General features: G+C 61.2%; 13 protein-coding genes. 7 read left to right on the top strand and 6 right to left on the bottom strand.

Features of this window, described 5'->3' with window-relative positions; translation table 11 throughout:
• Together IG178_RS12855 and IG178_RS26370 are read right to left on the bottom strand one after the other, a co-directional pair.
• Nucleotides 1–968, bottom strand: a 968-nt coding sequence (locus tag IG178_RS12855; protein ID WP_193212965.1) for a hypothetical protein, incomplete at its 3' end; no start/stop codon positions are given.
• Between the two features lie 201 nt (nucleotides 969–1,169).
• Nucleotides 1,170–1,799 (bottom strand): DUF3427 domain-containing protein, encoded by a 630-nt coding sequence (locus IG178_RS26370; protein ID WP_226895388.1) that lies wholly within the window; start codon nucleotides 1,797–1,799, stop codon nucleotides 1,170–1,172.
• Between the two features lie 442 nt (nucleotides 1,800–2,241).
• Between IG178_RS26370 and IG178_RS12865 the strand changes: the two genes are divergently transcribed.
• The 6 genes from IG178_RS12865 to IG178_RS12890 all read left to right on the top strand — a co-directional run bounded on the left by IG178_RS12865 (nucleotide 2,242) and on the right by IG178_RS12890 (nucleotide 11,043).
• Nucleotides 2,242–3,825 carry a DNA cytosine methyltransferase gene (locus IG178_RS12865; RefSeq protein ID WP_343225967.1) on the top strand — a complete coding sequence of 528 codons (1,584 nt, stop codon included), beginning with the start codon at nucleotides 2,242–2,244 and terminating at the stop codon, nucleotides 3,823–3,825.
• 77 nt (nucleotides 3,826–3,902) lie between these two features.
• On the top strand, nucleotides 3,903–6,545 hold the full coding sequence (locus IG178_RS12870) for a Z1 domain-containing protein (RefSeq protein ID WP_193212969.1): 2,643 nt from the start codon (nucleotides 3,903–3,905) through the stop codon (nucleotides 6,543–6,545).
• Nucleotides 6,529–7,521, top strand: coding sequence for a PD-(D/E)XK motif protein (locus tag IG178_RS12875; RefSeq protein ID WP_193212970.1), 993 nt, complete (start codon nucleotides 6,529–6,531; stop codon nucleotides 7,519–7,521). Before IG178_RS12870 ends, IG178_RS12875 begins: the two co-directional genes overlap by 17 nt.
• A 254-nt stretch (nucleotides 7,522–7,775) precedes the next feature.
• Nucleotides 7,776–9,371, top strand: coding sequence for a hypothetical protein (locus tag IG178_RS12880; protein WP_193212971.1), 1,596 nt, complete (start codon nucleotides 7,776–7,778; stop codon nucleotides 9,369–9,371).
• Between the two features lie 62 nt (nucleotides 9,372–9,433).
• Entirely contained in the window at nucleotides 9,434–10,279 is an 846-nt protein-coding gene (locus IG178_RS12885; protein WP_193212972.1) for a hypothetical protein, read from the top strand.
• Between the two features lie 50 nt (nucleotides 10,280–10,329).
• Nucleotides 10,330–11,043 carry a DUF6339 family protein gene (locus IG178_RS12890; protein ID WP_193212973.1) on the top strand — a complete coding sequence of 238 codons (714 nt, stop codon included), beginning with the start codon at nucleotides 10,330–10,332 and terminating at the stop codon, nucleotides 11,041–11,043.
• Between the two features lie 338 nt (nucleotides 11,044–11,381).
• Here the strand turns inward: IG178_RS12890 and IG178_RS12895 are convergent, their stop codons facing one another.
• Both IG178_RS12895 and IG178_RS12900 read right to left on the bottom strand, forming a co-directional pair.
• Complete coding sequence (locus IG178_RS12895; protein WP_193212974.1) at nucleotides 11,382–12,314, bottom strand: homocysteine S-methyltransferase family protein; 933 nt, start codon at nucleotides 12,312–12,314, stop codon at nucleotides 11,382–11,384.
• A 51-nt stretch (nucleotides 12,315–12,365) separates the two neighbouring features.
• A complete protein-coding gene (locus tag IG178_RS12900) occupies nucleotides 12,366–12,929 on the bottom strand; it encodes a pyroglutamyl-peptidase I (RefSeq protein ID WP_193212975.1) in 564 nt (187 codons plus the stop codon).
• Between the two features lie 145 nt (nucleotides 12,930–13,074).
• On the opposite strand from IG178_RS12900, the gene IG178_RS12905 reads away from it, so the two are divergent.
• On the top strand, nucleotides 13,075–13,878 hold the full coding sequence (locus IG178_RS12905) for a hypothetical protein (RefSeq protein WP_193212976.1): 804 nt from the start codon (nucleotides 13,075–13,077) through the stop codon (nucleotides 13,876–13,878).
• Between the two features lie 36 nt (nucleotides 13,879–13,914).
• Here the strand turns inward: IG178_RS12905 and IG178_RS12910 are convergent, their stop codons facing one another.
• Together IG178_RS12910 and IG178_RS12915 are read right to left on the bottom strand one after the other, a co-directional pair.
• Nucleotides 13,915–14,685 (bottom strand): type 1 glutamine amidotransferase domain-containing protein, encoded by a 771-nt coding sequence (locus IG178_RS12910; protein ID WP_226895387.1) that lies wholly within the window; start codon nucleotides 14,683–14,685, stop codon nucleotides 13,915–13,917.
• Nucleotides 14,686–14,769: 84 nt separating this feature from the next.
• The coding region (locus IG178_RS12915) for a sulfatase family protein (protein WP_193212977.1) at nucleotides 14,770–17,799 on the bottom strand (3,030 nt) is incomplete at its 5' end.

Raw genomic sequence — 17,799 nt, forward strand, 5'->3', positions numbered from 1 at the left:
AGCGAGTGGATGCCCAGCCCGCCGATGTCCGGATGGTCGAAGGGGCACCCGCCGAGACCTTTGAGCGACGCCGGTCGTGCGGGCGGCAGGGTGGCCCGGGGCGTTTGCTCGTCGACGTAGTGGAGGGCGGACAGCGGTTCGAAGCCGGCCTCCTTCTTCTTCTGAACCACGGCCCAGGCCGAGAGCAGCAGGTCGCGATCGGTGGCCGAGGCACGGTCGATGGCGACACGGAAGCTGCCGTCCGCAGCGGGCCGGATGGGGTGGAGCGACGGCGGGGTGCCGAGCTGAGTCACGTCTTCCCACATCGGCACCTCCGCGAGCAGCAGCTCGCCGGCGGGACCGGCGAGCTTGCCGTGGACGGTGATCCGGCCGGCATCGGCGGCCACCCGGTCGATGCGGTGGGGAAATTCTTTCGCCAGGTAGTCGCGCAACCGCTGGGCGTGCTCTTGGTCTTTCCGGATGCGCGCTTCGCGGCCGCGGGCTTCGTTGATCTCCTCCGCCGTCCGGGGGCGGGCGCGGAAAGAACGGACGCGGGCGACGATGCCGGGCCGGTCGCCGAGGCGGACGCGCAGCGAGGTGAGCGGCGCGGGCGGGGCCTCGCGGGTCGAGTTCATGTCCACCGCGAATCCCGCCCAGGCTTCGCGTGAGCCGAGCTCGACATCGAGCAGGTGGGGAATGTCGAGGACCGAGCCGACGAAGACCAGCGACCTGCCGATGCCGGTGGTGGTGAAGTAGTCGAAGGAAAACATCGGCTGTTCCTTCAGGTCGATCGCAGTGCCGTCGGTGCGGACGTAGAAGTACGGGTCGTTGCCGGTGGTGCGGATTTCCCAGCCGCCTCCGGCAAGCTCCTCGATGACGATCTGGTTCGAGTTCGCGGGGTCGAGTTGAAGAGGAACCTCCCTGCCTCGAACAGCAGACGGCAACGCGGCGGAGATCGCGAGAGCGAGGATCAAGCGGCGGGGAAACATCGGCCCTCCCCTACCGCCGCACGGTCCGGTGCCTTTCACCGCGCCGCTACCGGGGGTTGTCCCGGATCGCGGCGAGTGTTTGCAGGTGTGGCAGCGACGTGCCGCAGCAGCCGCCAAGGACCAGGACGCGGTTCCGCCGGTGCAGGTCGGCCATCGAGGCTCCCAGACGCTGAGGTAACAGGCTTCGATCACGCTGCCGAACTATCCTACCGCAGCCGCGAAAGTTTGGAACAAGTCCCCCGGGAGGGTTTGTTTGAGGCGCCAGGTAATCGCCATCGGCTGTTCCCCTTCGTGGGAAACGTATTGAGCTGGCCCCAGGAACCAGAAGGCTCGATCACTCACGCTCTCCCGGGCGAAAAGCCACACACGGGAGCCTTGCTTTGAATGATTTCGATACCGAACTCCAGTTTCAGATTGGGAACGGGTAATGGACTGGCTCTCCCAGTGAATCAGGTCCCTACTAATCGCGTAGTCCCTATAGCGCGTTGTAGGAGAGAATTGGCCCTTCGTTTTATCGAGAGTGAAGGCGAGCAAGTCGATTTTCGACTCGGGTAGCCAGCGGACGCCCGTTTGCCAAACAGGTGCCGTAGCCCTGTCCTCCGGTAAACAAGCCGCAAGAATCTCCAAACGCGTGTAACGGGCATGTGGGGCCAATGGAATGCTATCGCCACCAGGCGTCATAGATTGGAGATGGTTCAGTCGATCGGATAGCAAGCTGAACAACTCCTTCAGCTCGGCACGAATCTGCGGATGCTGCCAGAGGAGGGTGAGTCCTTCCGACAGGCTTGCTTCCTTGGGAAGAACCTGTGAGCTCAGCTGAGCCACCAGCATGCGGGCCAGGCGAGCTTCGCGATTCCCCGGGTTGGGTAAAACCGGAGGTTTTTCGTGGGACAAAAGCTCCCGCCATCCTTCCAGCCGCAAGGAGTCGTCAACGTGAAGTAGTCTGGCACAAGCCTTGCGGAGCTCTTGTTCGTGGGGTCCAGCCGGAGCGATCGGCAGGCCTGCCACCTCCTTCAGGTCAGACCACGAAATGGTTGTCGAGAGCGTGTGGAGGGAAGAGCACAGATAGTTTGTGGAAAATCCCTGCGGACGAACACCGGACCGCCGTAGCCGCTAGTATTCTCATCTAGGAAAATCCATCTTCGAAAAGCCGGGTTGTCGGATCTTCTGGGTTCAAGGGGAGAAGGTTGCTCAGAGAGGATTACTGCGGGGAAAACGGTCCAGTAGTAAACTTTTCTCCTGGCCGGACATGGGCCGCTTGTTAGCATCGTGCGTGCCGAAAGACGACTCAAGGATTCCCATCATTGACCTTTTTGCCGGACCTGGAGGTTTGGGCGAGGGATTCTCACGCTACCCGGTGGGTAAGAAGAAAAAAACTTTTCGCATCGCAGTTTCGATTGAAAAGGATCTCTACGCTCACAGAACCCTGACACTACGTGCGTTCTTCCGACAGTTTCCGGAGGGTGAGGTGCCTAAGGATTACTACGACTATCTCCGGGAAAAGATTACCCGGGAAAAATTGTTTGATGCGTATCCAGAGCAAGCAGCAGCGGCTGTGGACGAAGCACAGATGAGAACTCTCGGGGGAGATTCTGAGATAACCAAGATCATTGGAGATAAAATCAAAGGACATGAGAAGTGGATCCTGATCGGCGGGCCGCCATGCCAAGCATATTCCCTCGCCGGCCGATCACGTATGCTTGGCTTGGTGAAGGTGAAAGGTGAATCGAATGAAATCTTCGAAGCGAGGAAGGCTAAGAAGAAAGAGAAGTTCGAAGAAGATCACCGGCATACCCTATACAAGGAATATCTGAAGGTTATTTCGGATCACTCGCCACCGATATTTGTGATGGAGAACGTGAAGGGTATTCTATCAGCAAAACTGGATGATAAGCCGATTTTTTCGCAAATTCTCAGTGACTTGCGCGATCCAAATCGGGCCCTCGAACGAATTGACGTCGGATTAAAATACCGCATTCATTCCTTCGTAAAGCCTGCGGGTAAGAAAACTGATAATCCTCTCGATCCCCGGGACTATCTGATTCGAGCAGAGAACTACGGGATTCCGCAATGCCGCCATAGAGTGATACTTCTGGGTGTTCGGGATGATATTGACTCATCTGATCTTGATGTTCTAAAAAAAACAAACAGTCCATCGGTGAGGGATGTTATCGGGAGTCTTCCAAAGTTGTTTCCAGGTTTATCTCGTGGCAAAGAAGGAGAGGTGTACGATGCGTTGCGGGCCATTTTCGACCATCCCGACTGGTATGTTTTTCAGACAGACCCACGATTTGAAGATGTGGCGGATAGAATGGTTTTCGAATTCGGTAAGATCAGGAGGGATCGAAATAGAGGAAGAGAGTTCGTCTCCGCTACAACAACACATTCCGATCCATGGTATGTCGATCCGAGTATCGGCGGGTTCTCGAATCATAAAACCCGTAGCCATATTCGGGAAGACCTATGGCGCTATTTCTACTGTGCTTGCTTTGCAAAAGTAAAGGCGTCTTCGCCGACTCTGAAAGAGTTCCCTAAGTTCCTGCTTCCCAAGCACAAGAATGTTGGAGATGCAATCGAAGGGAAAAAATTTGGTGATCGCTTCCGAGTACAGTGCTCAGGGAGGCCCTCGACCACAATAACCTCACATATATCGAAAGACGGTCATTACTTTATTCATCCCGATCCAAGGCAATTCCGAAGTCTAACAGTTCGAGAGGCCGCGAGACTCCAGACTTTTCCGGACAACTACCGCTTCGAAGGACCGCGAACTCAACAGTATCATCAAGTAGGAAATGCCGTCCCGCCGTTACTAGCAAGCCAGATTGCCGAAGTCGTTGCAAAATTACTTCAGGATTAGATGATCACCGGCGACTCATTCACAGGGTGCGAGATTTAAGGTTGTAAAATCTCTCGGGATTCAGGCAGTTAGAGGCCATGCCACCTCAAGTCGACCGTCTTGTGCAGATGATCCGGCAGAAGCTGCCGACGCATGGAACACCTGAAAGGTGCGCTGAGGAGGTGATCGCAGATTTCGAGATATTTGCTGGTCCGGTTTCTGACGAGTTTCGCGAAAACGTAGCCCAAGCTAGGGAGATCGTCAGGGCAGCGCTTGAGGACGTCGAGATCCTGAGGCGCTCCTCAATCATCAAGCCGAGGGATGACTGGTATCAAGGTCCTTCGGCAACGGATCGGCATTGGCCGGCCTTGGAAGGCTACCTCCGCCAAGAGAAGGGTTGGGAGGACGATGCGGTCACTTCCATTGACGAAGCCTCCAATGAGGTGGTCTCGCTGCTGGCCAATCCGGCCGGCGATCAGTTCCGGTGCCGCGGACTCGTGATAGGCTATGTCCAGTCGGGAAAGACTGCGAACATGACGGCGGTCATCGCCAAGGCCGTTGATGCCGGCTACAATCTCATCGTCCTTCTCGGCGGTATGACCAACAAACTGCGGGCCCAGACGCAGCGCAGGTTGATGGCCGATGTCGTCATGCGGCATAGGGAGCTGTGGCAGCTCCACACGGAGGGGGAGTTGGACAAAGATTTTGTGATCCCGCCTAATAGGGCGTTTGTGATTCCACCGCCGGGATCTGTACAGCTCGCGGTCATCAAGAAGGTGAAATCTCGCCTAGAGGCGTTCCACGAAACTATTCGGGGGACTGCTCCCGCGACACTCAGGCGCTTCAGGGTTCTGCTGATCGATGATGAGTGCGACCAAGCTTCGGTGAACTCTGCTCGTGACGAGTATGACATCACGAGCATCAACGAAGTGATTCGGAGGATCATCCGCGACCTGCCGGCTGTGTCCTATGTCGGATACACCGCGACGCCTTTCGCCAACGTCTTCATCAATCCCTTTCCGCACAATAGGGATGAGCTCGACGATCTCTATCCGGAGGATTTCATCACAGCTCTTCCCCGGCCGGAAGAGTACTTTGGCGCAAGGGAGGTATTCGGAGTTGATCCGGTCGATGCCGGAGAAGAGACCGAGGATGAAGAAGGCAGATCGGTTATTCGGGTGATTGGTGAGCCAGAAGTCGCCCTCATTCGGCCAGGAAGAGGCGTTGATCCCGTGGATTTCCGTCCGGAGATCACTGCAAGCCTTGCGGATGCCATTCTCTGGTTCATTGCCACCTGTGCGATCAGGCGAGAACGGGGCCAGGAGGAGTCGCACATGACCATGCTGGTGCACTCCTCACCCAGAGTGGTCCAACACGCCTCGATGGCGGAAGCCATTGGCGACTGGATCCGGGAAAATGGGCGGGAGCTGAGAACCGGCAACGGTGGTGCGTTCGATCGATTCTCGGAGGTTCTCACCCGGGAGTTGGCGGAAGTCCCTCCGAGCAAGGAGGCTCATCAGGTCAGGCCCGGTGCGGATGAGTTGGTCCCGAGAATTGGTGAGGTTTTGGATGCGCTGGAGATCGCAGTGGAGAACGGTGCGACTCCGCTTGAGGACCGACTGGATTATGAAGGCGGCCCGAAGACCTACATCGTTGTCGGGGGAGCGGTTCTGGCACGCGGACTGACACTGGAGGGCTTGTGTGTGTCGTTTTTCCTCAGGACGTCCAAGCAATATGACACCTTGCTGCAGATGGGCCGCTGGTTTGGTTATCGGAAAAACTTTGAGGATCTTCCACGCCTCTGGACGACTGCGGATCTTGCGGCGAATTTCCGGGCGCTCGCACGTATCGAGGAGGAGATCCGAGAGGACTTGGAGAAGTACCGAAACGGCACGACGCCATTGGATTTCGGTGTCAGGGTAAGAGCTGTTCCGGGCATGGCCATCACTTCGGCTTCCAAAATGAAGCATGCCTACCGAACGGCAATCAGCTACGAGGGTCGGCACGTTCAGACAATCCGCTATGATCATAGGAAACGGGACGTGGTGTCAGGCAACTGGATTGCTGGAGCCACTCTTATCGATCGAATCGGATCGGAACGCTTTGATGATGTTGAAGGAGGGCTCATGGCCAATGGGGTGGATGTTTCAGTCGTGCGCCAATTCCTTGCAGCCTATTCGATATCGGACGCCCACATGGACCTCAGGAAGGAGCATCTGCTTGGCTTCATTGATGGAACTGCGGAGCGGATGCCCATGTGGAACGTTGGCATCGTGCAGCCGACGACCGAAGTACGGTCGGAGAATCCGCTCGGCGGATTGCGATCTGTAAAGGTTCTCACTCGATCCAAACTCAAGGTGCCAGAAACGGTTGATCATGCCGACATCAAGGCCCTGATGTCCAAGAAGGACGTCCTCCTTGATGTAGGGGATCGCCCGGGGGATGTAGGGAGCAGGAACTGGGATGATCTGAAGGCTCTTCGGCCACCGGTTCCGCTCCTCATTCTCTATCCAATCAATGCGTGTTCAGAACCGAGACCGACGTCTCGGAGCAGAACTGCCCTTGATGCGGTCGGTGATCTGCTCGGCATGGCGATCGTCTTCCCTGGAGAAACAGACCGGTCCGGTGCGTTCTTTGAGGTGAGAATCGAGGCTCCGACGCCCGAGCAGCTCGACGAAGAAGAATCGGAGGAGGACGTGGATCAGCCCGAACTGATGGAGGAGGATGGAACCCAAGGATAGCTGGAACGATCTGCGACGGGCGGGCCGCGGCGACGGCGTGATCGAGGTTCCGAGCCGCTCTGCCGGAGTTGAGACGGGCTACGGACCAGCCCGGTTCGCTCTTGGAGCGACCGGGGAGCCGAGATTGCTTGTGCCGTTTCCCTCTGGTGCGAGGCACCCACGGTTCGATTCGACCAACAAGCTGTCCATCAAGGTGGTCGTTTACGCGGTAGGTGGGTCCGATCGTCCGTTTATCGACCTGACGTGTATGGATAGGTCATTGGATGCCGTGTTCGGAGAGTTGGTGAAGGAGATTCTCTCGAGGCTATCGACAGGTGAAAATCCCGCTCAGGCTGTCGAGGGCACGATTGAAGACTTCAGGAACCTGCTTCTTTCCGAGGCTGCATCGGCAGTCTCGCGGGAGAAGGTCCTCGGGCTTCTTGGCGAATTGCACCTGCTTGGCCTGATGGCGGAGCACAGCGTGGATTGCGCGGAGGCTTGGACCGGCCCTTGGGAACAACGGCACGATTTCCGCAGGTTGGGCAGGGCTATCGAGGTGAAGAGTTCGGCAAGGTCGGATGCGAGAACGGTCTCCATCCATGGTATCGACCAGCTACTGCCTCCGGCCGGCGGGGAATTGGTTTTGGTTCATGTTCGTATGGAACCGGCTGCGGAAGGGAGCATTCAGCTATCCCGGCAAGTAACCGAACTGACCGGGAAAGGAGTGGATGTGAGGCGGCTGATGGAGGGGTTGGCCGAACTTGGTTGCCTCGATCCAGATGACGAGACTTGGAATCAGCATCGCTTCGAGTTGGAGGGGGTGTCGTCCTGGCAGGTTCGGGGAGGTTTCCCAAAGCTTACGGAGAACGAGATGGCCAGCGGGCAATGTCCGCCCGGGATTTCCAACTTGAGCTACCGGATCGACTTGTCGGCGGCGGGTGAGTTCGAACTCGCTCCGCGGGAATTAGCCACGTATCTGGAGGCTCTCTTGACATGACCCGGCTTCGATTATTCAGCGAACCATTCGCCAAGACTGGGAATATCGCCGGGGAGGGATTCAGGAGACTTCTTGGCCGACCGAGTTTGGGGCTTCTTCAAACGGTGATTCGCGAGTCTCTGCAAAACACTCTCGACGCCACTGAAGGCAAACTTGGCCCGTCAGTAGTGCTTCGTCTCCGCAGCTTGAACAGCGAAGAACTTGGCTCGCTTCGCTCCTGTGTCTTGCCGGAGTTACCCCCGGCCTCAGCCTCCGTGGCAGCACTTGAAGAAAGCCTCGGCAGAAATGGACTTAGAGTGCTTGAGATTTGCGACTTCGGCACTTCGGGATTGGGAGGCCCGGTCAGTGCGGACTCTCCGCTGGTCGATGGAGAAGCTCCCGACTTCGTAAATTTCATCAGGAATGTTGGGGCTGCCCGCGACACCCCCCATGGTGGCGGCACTTATGGATACGGGAAAACCTCCCTGTATGCCATGAGCCGTTGTTCGACGATCGTGGTGGATTCGGTCACGCGTCACATGGAACGGCCGTCGAGGCGCTTTATCGCATGCCACTTGGGGGACGCCTTCGACTCTTCAGGAGGTATTGGTGAGAGCAAGAGATTCACGGGCCGTCACTGGTGGGGCGTCACCGACGGGGTGGATGGAGTCGATCCTTTGGAAGGCAGCGAGGCGGGTTGCTTGGCGGAGTCACTGGGAATGGTCCGTCGGTCTGAAGAAGAACTGGGAACGTCCGTCATGATCGTGGATCCAGCACTCACATCAGAGGACCCACAGCAGTCTATCAACGAGCTGATCGAAACCCTGCTGTGGAACTTCTGGCCGAGGATGACCCGCTCAACACCTTTGGACCGTCGTCTCACTGTCAGGCTGGAACTCGAAGGGGAGGAAATACAAGTGCCGGACCCTGAGGAGTATCCACCGCTTGACCTGTTTTCAGAGGCGCTCGACGACCTGCGATCCGGGAGCGGGGACACCACTGAAGTCCAGTGCCTGCGGCCGAGGACGCACCTCGGCAGGATTGCAATCCGGAAAGGGGTTTGTGGAGTCAGAGACCCTTCGTGCATTCGAGAAAGTTCCGTCGTTCCCGACCAGTGTTCCCACATCGCCCTTGTTCGTCCGGTGGAATTGGTCGTCAAGTATGTCGAAGGTGAACCCTTTGCCGACTCCCGCTTTGAATGGGCTGGCGTTTTCAGGTGTTCCGACGAATCGGATGTGGAGGAGGCGTTCGCATCCGCCGAGCCGCCGGCGCACGACGATTGGATTCCAGACAATCTTCCCAAGGGGCATCCAAAGACCTGGGTTCGGGTGGCACTCCGAAAAATCCATGAACTCGCCAAGGATTTCGCAATGCCAGTGGGCGAGCGGGCTACCCATGGTGAGGTGGGTCCACCGCTTGCCAGGGCGGCGGCCAAACTCGGGCGCATCCTGGACCGGGCATCAGGAGCAGGACCCGGTCGTAGCCCCGGAGGGCGTGGAGGCGGCTCCACTGGAAAAACCGGTGGGCCAAGACTCTCCAAACCTGTGTTCGAGAGACTCGAATCCGGAGGAAACGGTGAAACCCTCGCCTTTTTCCGGGTCAATCTGTCCAACGCTGTTGATGGGCGTCAAAAGATCCTGGTAGCCGAGCCTCACTTGGTTGCGGACGGAGGGACCACAACGACCAGCGGGTTGTCCCCCGATTATCAACCTGTCGTTCGAGGAATGAGGATGCCCGGGCACGATGTGGCGGCTGATGGGGGGGTACTGCGGGTAACGGACGTCGATGGAGAGGTCGAAATCGCGGTTTCTATTCCGCCTGAGGCCGCGGTTGGGCTTCGAGTCTGGATTGATAGCGACAGGGCAGCATGAGAAGAACAACTGCATTTCCATTTTTGGTGTTGCCGGATTCCCTCGTTCGGACAGGAGGCTGGATGATCGGAGAACGCGGCTCCCCACTGGCTCCTGTGGCGGACATTCTTGAGGGCTGGGACTATCAGTGTGATCTGGAGTTGAACGTGGAAATCGAAGTCGATTTTCAAGGTGCTGCCGATGCCCTGGAGATTCCCAGCGAAGAGCTCCGACTCGAAGCCGTCCTCAAGGTGGGGACGGGAAGCGGAACGATGCCTCGAAGAATTGAGATTCTGGACCGAGTCGTTTTGAACAGTGGGAGAGCCGAGGCGAAGCTGGAGGCAACACTGGATTCCTCCAACCTGTCCGGAAGACTTCTGATCGAGTGCGGGATTGTTCTCGGGAAGCCGGCTGGGAACGCCGGAGGGATAAGCCCACGGTGGCAGGCGTCGAGATTATGGAGCGAGAGAAGGGATGTGCTCATCGAAGATGGGGGAGCCTCGCGCTTCCCCATCGAGAGCGTCAGCTTCAAGCGTAGCTTTCCCGGCGCACCGTTTGTGGCAGCTCCTTGGTACATCGATTGGCAGCCAGGCATGTGGCGCCTCGATTTCGGAGGAAGCGTGCGACTTTACGTCAATTCCGATTTCCCGGGTGTTGGAGAGCGGGTGGTTGAAGGAGATCCGCTCACCTTGCAGGCGATTCTCGCTGATGTAATGCGCCAGATGATTTCGTTGGCAGTGACTTCAGCAGATTGTGACGAAATGCTTGAAGATCTGGGAGAGGGATCTGTTGGTCATCAGGTTCGGAACTGGATGGATCTGGCGTTTCCCGGTCAGTCCGCCTCTTCGATTGCTTCACTCGCCGAGCATCGCCCCGGAAGATTCAGTGCCGCCATCCTCAGTGCCGCCGAAGTTTCAATGGACCCCTGATTATGGTTGCTCTTCTTTCACGTCTTAGTCCTGTTGGAGTCCAAGTCGTCTTGTCCGAGGCTTCCGAGGAGCCTCTTTCTGTTGCGAGAATCCCACAGGACCTACTCAACAGGGGCGAACATTTGTCGTTTGCATCCAGCGGAGGCACTGTGAACAGGGAATCGGCGTTCAGAATCGCCGCAAGCCTCAGAAACATTGCTTCTCAATATGGATTTCCCTCAGAGTCGGACACTCAGCAGCGCGGGGCCTTTGATCGCGATGCTTCAATAGCTCTCGCACAGATGGAAGAGTTGTTGTCTGGAGAGGCTTTGCGGGACGATGTGTGGGCATGCCTCACGACGGTAATGGCCCCCGATGTGGTGGCATGGCGTTTCCCTTCGCCTTCTCCCGAAAGATTTCATGGAGGTGTCAGAAATGCCTTCCAGCGGCTTTGGGTCAGAGGAGTTACCCTTGACCGAGGTGAGGGGAATGAACGGCGTTGGGAGCTTCTCGGGTGCTTGAAGGAAGACGCAATGGTTCAAATTTTCGAGCGGCCGGCAATTGCTGCAAACGCACCTTTAGCTCGAGCCATCGCAGAGGCTTGGCTACTAGTAAAGGGTAGATTCAGCAAGGGATTGCGGGAGTTAATCTTTCGAACGGCGATTAAAATGATTCGTCTTCGAAACGAGATTGTGGATCTGTCGGCGCTAGAAGAAGATGGATTGCAATGCGAGGTTTTAAGGGTGTTTGGCAATGCTGAAGAATGGGTCGAGAAAGAGTTGTGATTGTCGGTTTGGTTGTATCTTTTCAAAGGGGGGTGTGACTTTTTTGTGCGTATTTTGGATGGTTGGAGAGAAGCATCTCGATCGAGAGATGGCCTGCATCAGGAATAAGAATAGCGTTGAGGAGTTGGGGATGAGTCCCTCATTCTGGACGTGTCTAAGTGTTGCCAGGTCGGAATCTTTTAACCTTTCAAAGTGATCGTGAATGACGAGAAAAGAAGGCCGATTGTAGTATAGTAGATCACGCCGTGGTCGACTCCCTTTGCGGCATTGTTAGCACGGAGAATGCCTATCTAGGACCAATAAGTCATTGGGCCTCATCTGCCGCGGTCCGACGCCTTTTAAGTGCTTGTTGTTACGGGGTTGTCCCGGATCGCGGCGAGTGCATGCAGGTGTGGCAGCGAGGTGCCGCAGCAGCCGCCAAGGACCGGGACGCGGTGCCGCCGGTGCAGGTCGGCCATCGAGGCGGCCCAGCGGTCGAGTGGATCCGCCTCGGTCGCGGTGGCGCCGTCGAGGGCGGTGACGTCGCGCGACGACCCGTTGGCCTGGATTCCGACCAGCCGCCCGAGGTCGCCCGGAGCGCAGGCCGCGAGCAGGAAGCGCGGATGGGTGCAGTTGACGAAATAGCCGGCCGGCGGCGTGGCGAGGGCGTCATCGAGACGTGCCATCGCCTCCGGCAGCGGGGTGCCGTCGAGCACGCGGCCGTCCGGGCCGGTGCAGAAGCTGACGAGATAGGGTTTGCCGGTGGCTGCCATTGCGCGGGCCAGCCCCAGCGCCTCGCCCACCGCCGGCAAGGTCTGGGCGAGGAGGAAGTCGGCGGCGGTTGCCGCCAGTTCGCCGGCTTGCACGGCATGGAATGTCTCCGCTTCTTCCGCCGCGGGGGCGAGGTCCGGCCGGTAACAATCGTTCTGTGGTCCGAGCAAGGCCCCCACCGCGACCGGCGCGGCCGATCCGGCGTGGCGGTCGCGCAGGCTGGTGAGGAATTCGACGGCGTCGGCATTGATTGAACGGGGCACACCGGCAGCGGCGACCCGCGTGGCATCGAGCCGCCAGGTCGGCGCGGTCAGCAGCAGCGGCAAGCGAGCTTGTCCGGCGACGCCGAGGTATTTGCGGTAGATCGCGGCCATCGCGTCGCGGGCGGCCTCCGGGCCGTAGATGAAGGGTGTGTTGAAAAGCGTCGGATGCAGTTCCACCCCGGGCAGCCGGCGCAGCCGTTCGGCCACCGCGCACTCGGCCAGGATCAGCGGGTGATCGCGGAGCAAGGAATCGAGCATGATCGTTCTCCCTACGCGGGCCGCAGCGGCCGGGCAAGGGCGGGATCGACCTCAAGCCGCGAGGTGATCCGCGACGACCTGCAGGGCGGCCACCGCCCGGTAGGTCTCCAGCCGCGACTCCAGCGGCAGATGGACGAAAAGCGCCGGCACCCTGGCGCGGCTGAGCGCGGCGTGGAAAATCCGGTTGCACAGGTAGCGGCCGGGATCGGTCGATTGTTCGGCATCGTGCCCGGCCCGGCGCAAGCCGTCCATCAGGGCGGCCAGGTCGACCGGGGTCTCGAGATAAGCCGGGCCGGCGGGCGTGATGGGCGTGTTCCTCGGCTGTCGGCCGGCGATGTCGGGGATGGTGAAGTCGAGTTCGTTCCAAGCCCGCGATTCCAGGCGGATGCGCCCGGCGTTCCCGGCCTCGCCGAGCAGCAGGATGGCCCGCGGCGAGAGCTCGCGGATCGCCCGGTGGAGGATCCGCGGGGCCGCCACCAGATCGACCGGCAAGGTGCGGGTGCGCAGCGTGGTGTCGGCCCGCCGGAGGGCCGCCAGGGCCAGCGACGAGGCATTCACCTCCCGCCCGCCGAAGGGGCCGAAGGCAGTGACGAGAAGCGGTCCGCGCGATGGCATGGCGGGATGCTCCGGCATGCACCGGGGTTCGGCAAGGGTGCACCTTGATGCGGTGGATGCTGAGTTCATCCTGCCATTCGGATCTGACAATCCCTGAGGGCCGTGCTATCGGGTGGACCGGGATTTCTCCCGAACGTCCATCCCCATGAAAGTCGCCGCCATCCTCGCCCTTGCCGTTTGTTGCCTGTCCTCACTGCCTGCCGCCGCGGCGGATGAAATGCGCCACGAGACCGTCCGGTTCAAGCCGGGGGAGACGAGCGCGACGCTGACCGGCAAGATCACCGGCCGGGAGTCGGTGGTCTATCTGCTGAACGCCCGCAAGGGCCAGTTCCTGACGGTCAGCCTGCGGCCCGACAACCCGTCCGCGAACTTCAACATCTACCTGCCGGGCAAGGGGCCGGGCGACGAGGCGCTGTTCGTTTCCGACCTCGGCGGGCGCGAGTACCGCGGCCAACTTTTCGAGGATGGCGACCACTCGGTGTCGGTCTTCCTCAACCGCGCCGCGGCCCGCGAGGGGAAGGTAGCGAACTACGACATCGTCTTCGCGATCACCGACGGTGCCGCCGCCGAGCCACCGGCCGAGGACGAGCCGGACCGTGTGGCACCGGACCTGGAAGCGGCCTGGGCCAAGGTGGAATTCGCGGAGCGCGAGCACGCGCCCTTGTTGGAGCGGCAGGCGAAGATTCCGATCGAACTGGCGAAGGGGCCGGTGGCGATCGCGCTGGTGGCGATCGAACCCGACCTGTCCGGCCTGATCACCGGTGTCACAGCCGGCTACGACCGGATGGAAGAGCCGGCCGAGGTCAAGGTGACGGTGACGGAGGGCGGGATCCTGGACGACGACCTGATCGGCGTCCGCCATGGGGTGTCGCTGCTGCGCAACAAGAACAACCAGTGGCGGATCACCGGCTACACCCGCGGCGAGCTGCGGCGGGCGCATTTGAAATAGCGGGGGTGCCGGATTACCGGCGGCACGAGGCCGGATTTATTCGCCGGCCTCCTTCAGGGCCGCCACGAAGAGCTCGGCGGTCTTTCTGGCGGAGGCGGGGTTCTGGCCGGTGACCAGCTTGCCGTCGCGGACCGCGTTCTCGGCGAAGTTTTCACCCGTGACGACGGTGGCGTCCATGCCTTCGAAGGAATCCTGGAGGGAGAAGGGCACCACCCCGGTCAGCTCCACGGCTTTCTCCTCGGCGTTGGTGAAGACAGCGACTTTCTTGCCTTTGACCAGCAGCGAGCCGTCCGGGAGTTTCAAGTTCACGAAGGCCGCCGGACCATGGCAAACGGCACCGACCGTGCCGTCGCGGCTCCAGATGTCGGCGGTGACCGCGCGCAGGTCCGCGGAGGTCGGGAAGTCCCACATCGCGCCGTGGCCACCGGCGAAGAAGATGCCGTCGAACTGGCCGGACTTCACGTCCCCCAGCGCCAGCGTGGTGGCGACGGCTGCACTGCTTTCGTTGCCGTTGCCGAAAGTTTTCCAGAAGCTGGCGTTGGCGCTGTCATCAAGCTTGAAGCTCTTCGGGTCGACCGGCGCGATGCCCCCGTCCGGGCTGGCGAGGGTAACCTTGAGGCCGGCCTTCTCGAAGACTTTGTAGGGATGGGCGGCTTCGGAAAGATAGAAGCCGGTCTTCTTGCCGGTGTCGCCGAGTTCGGAATGGTTCGAAAGCACCAGCAAGACCGACTTGGCGGCAGCGTCGTCGGCCATCGCCGGGAGCGACAGGGAGATCAGGAAGGTGGCGAGGATGCGGGAGCCGTTCATGGGTCTCGCTACCCCGGTTGCCGGGAGATGCAAGGGATTGCTCGGGCTCGGGGCCGATTGGATGGGTTTCGCGGACAGTAGCGGCTACTCCACCTGTACCAGAATGAAGAGCCGCGGGTTGCCGGTGACGACGCCGGAAGGGACGGCGGCGAGGCGGAGCTGGTGGGTCGTGCCGAGCGGCTGGCTGGATAGCTCGCCGGGCACGAAGGCCGGCCAGGTCGAGGGATCGCCGCCCAGGTCGGTGGAGTAGCGGAAGGTGTAGGTCAGCCCGGCCTTCGCGGCTTCGTTGAGGTGGACGTAGCTGAAGCGGAACTCCCCGTCCGGCGAGGGTGCCAGCGAAAGCAGCTTCGATCCGGCGTCGGAGCCGTCCGGATTGCCGGCCTTGAGCCACTCGGTGAAGTTGTCGTCGCCATCGTGGTCGGGGTCGGCGCCGGCGGCCGAGTCGTCCCCGGACAGGCCGGCGGCGAGGGCGTAGCCGGAGGCGAGCGAGCCGCTCAGCGGCAAGGTGCGGATCGCGAGGTTGTCGAGGCTGACGTAGTTGGTGGCGCGGGCGGAGAGGCCGATGTAGTTGGTGCCGGCCGCGTCCCAGGTGAAGGTCCGGGTGGTGGCGGCCGATCCGCTGTCGAGGTCGACCGGCTCGCCGTCGAGGAAGGCGCTGACCGTGACGGTGGCGCCGGCGTCGAAGGAGCTCAGCTCGCAGCAGGCCAGCAGGGTGCCGCTGGTCTTGCCGACGGGGGTGCTGTCGAGCGGGCTGCCGTTGGCGAAGGTCTTGAGGTTGCCGTCGAGGTCGAGCTCGATGAAGAAGTCGGCGGTGCCGGGCGAGGCGCCGTTCCACTGGCCGCGGAAGGACGAGCCGGAGGGATTCTGGGTGCCGTTGATGTCATCGCTTTGCTGGGCTTCGGCGGCGTTGAGGCCGATGGCGATGCCGGCGAAGCGGTTCGCGATGTCGCTGGCGTCGGAGCTGATGGCGTCGACCCGCACCTGCACCGAGAAGCCGCCGGCGGCGAGGATGGCGGCGTCGGTGAAGTTGTGGCGGATGGCGGTTTCGCTCATGCCGGCGCCGGACGCCATGCGCAGGCCGAAGCCGCTGATCTCGGTGCTGCCTTGTTCCCAGGCGTCCCAGTAGGTGGCATCGACGCCGAGCACGGGCAGCAGCGGGCCGGACATGCCGGCGGTGGCGGCGTCGTGGTTGGGGTCGTTGGCGCGGTGGAAGGTATCGACGAAGAGATCGGTCGCCAGCGGCGCCGGATTCACCTGCGGGGCGGGCGGGACGATCAGGCGGTCGGCGGCGACGCCGACGTGTTCGGCCCAGGCGTTCCACTCGTCGACCATGGTGGCGAGCAGCGCGGTCTCGGTGGCGGCGAGGTTGTTGAGCTCGGTCGGATCGATGGAAAGGTCGTAGAGCTCGTATTCGTCCTGCGGCGACGAGCCGTCGGGGTAGGAGAAGTTCTTGGTGACGAACTTGTAGTTGCCCTTGAACCAGGCGCGGTTCCACTCGTGTTCGAAGCCGATCGGGCGCACCGGGAAGTCGCCCGCGGTGGCGGGGTCGAAGTGGGGCTTGAGCGACTGACCTTCCAGCGGCAGGAGGGTGCGGCCGGGCCAGCTGGCGGGGTAGGGGCTGTTGGTCACGTCGGCGATGGTGGCCATGATGTCGATCAGGTGGCCGCGGTCCTCGATCCAGCGGCCGGGCGAGCTGATGCCGTCGGGCCAGTGGACGATGCAGGGCGTGCGGATGCCGCCCTCGTGCTGGTAGTGCTTGAAGAGGCGGAAGGGGGTGTTGGCGACGTTGGCCCAGCCGCCGCCGATGTGGAGGTCCGGGTGGGAGGGCTGGCCCATGTTGCGCAGATTGGTGGTGCCGGTGACGGGCGCGGCGTTGATGGTGCCGTCGGTCTTGCCGTAGAGGCCGCCCTCGTAGTTGCCGCCGTTGTCGGCGAGGATGAAGATCAGCGTGTTGTCGAGCTGGCCGGTCCCGTCGAGATGGTCGACCACCTTCTTGATGTTCATGTCGACCTGCTCGAGCATCGCGGCGTAGAGGGCCATGCGGCGCGCCAGGTCGGCCTGGCGGTTGGCGGAGAGCGAGCTCCAGGCGGGGATCTCGACGGTGTCCGAGGCGTCGTGGAAGACCGAGCCGTTCGAATTGAAGACCGGGCTCTTCGGCGACAGCACCCACGAGGGATCTCGTACTCCCAGCGCCTGCTGGCGGGCGAAGCGGTCGGCGCGGACCTGCTCCCAGCCGACCTCGTAGTGGTAGTAGTCCTTGCCGTCGCTGCCGCCGTCGGTGGTCAGGCCGTCGGGCGAGAGGTCGGCGACGTCGGTGTAGCGGTCGGCCATTTCCGCCGGGGAGTTGATGTCCCAGTGGACCGCGTTGAAGGGCATGTAGAGGAAGAACGGCGCGCCGTCGCCCTGGGCGAGATGGTGGTCGATGAAGTCGAGGGAGTACTCGCCGATGCCGTCGGTCTGGTGGAACTGGGTGCCGGTCCAGTCGATCTCGGCGACCTCGCCGTTCTCAGAGTAGAAGCCGAAGTTGGCGAGGTTCCAGAACGAGTTCTGGTTGCCGCCGGTGACCTGGTTGTGGGGGAAGGCGCCGCCGCCGGTCTGGCCGAAAACGTGCTGGAAGCCGCGCGAGATCGGCGAGCGGTCATTGGTGCCGAGGTGCCACTTGCCGGCCATGTAGCGGCGGTAGCCGGTGGTCGAGAGCAGTTCGGCGATGGAGAGGTTGTTGTCGGTGCGGAGGTCGGGCAGCGAGGCGCCGGGATTGACGGCGGCCTGCTGGGTGTAGAGGCCCGAGAGCAGGGCGCAGCGGGTGGTCGAGCAGCGCGCGGTGTTGTAGAAGTTGCGGTAGCGCAGGCCGTTGGCGGCGAGCGAGTCGATGGTGGGCGTGTGGATTTCCGAGCCGTAGCAGCCGAAGTCGGAGAAGCCCATGTCGTCGAGGAGGATCAGCACGACGTTCGGCCGCCGCTGGTTGACGGTGGCCGTGGTGCTGGCGACGACGCTGGTGCCGTCGAGGATGTCGAGGGTGAAGGTGGTGTCGCCGAGGGTGCCGTCGACCACGGCGGCGACGCTTCCCGAGCCGCCGCCGGCCGGACCGGCGGCATCCCCGTTCGGGAAACCGGC

The sequence above is a fragment of the Neoluteolibacter marinus genome (assembly GCF_014904755.1).
Lineage (GTDB): Bacteria > Verrucomicrobiota > Verrucomicrobiia > Verrucomicrobiales > Akkermansiaceae > Haloferula > Haloferula marina.

Bases quoted from the DNA above. Each gene is read 5' to 3' on its own strand.
- IG178_RS26370 (WP_226895388.1), bottom strand. From the start codon at position 1,799: ATGCTGGTGGCTCAGCTGAGCTCACAGGTTCTTCCCAAGGAAGCAAGC.
- IG178_RS12870 (WP_193212969.1), top strand. From the start codon at position 3,903: ATGCCACCTCAAGTCGACCGTCTTGTGCAGATGATCCGGCAGAAGCTG.
- IG178_RS12875 (WP_193212970.1), top strand. From the start codon at position 6,529: ATGGAACCCAAGGATAGCTGGAACGATCTGCGACGGGCGGGCCGCGGC.
- IG178_RS12885 (WP_193212972.1), top strand. From the start codon at position 9,434: ATGATCGGAGAACGCGGCTCCCCACTGGCTCCTGTGGCGGACATTCTT.
- IG178_RS12895 (WP_193212974.1), bottom strand. From the start codon at position 12,314: ATGCTCGATTCCTTGCTCCGCGATCACCCGCTGATCCTGGCCGAGTGC.
- IG178_RS12900 (WP_193212975.1), bottom strand. From the start codon at position 12,929: ATGCCATCGCGCGGACCGCTTCTCGTCACTGCCTTCGGCCCCTTCGGC.
- IG178_RS12905 (WP_193212976.1), top strand. From the start codon at position 13,075: ATGAAAGTCGCCGCCATCCTCGCCCTTGCCGTTTGTTGCCTGTCCTCA.
- IG178_RS12910 (WP_226895387.1), bottom strand. From the start codon at position 14,685: ATGAACGGCTCCCGCATCCTCGCCACCTTCCTGATCTCCCTGTCGCTC.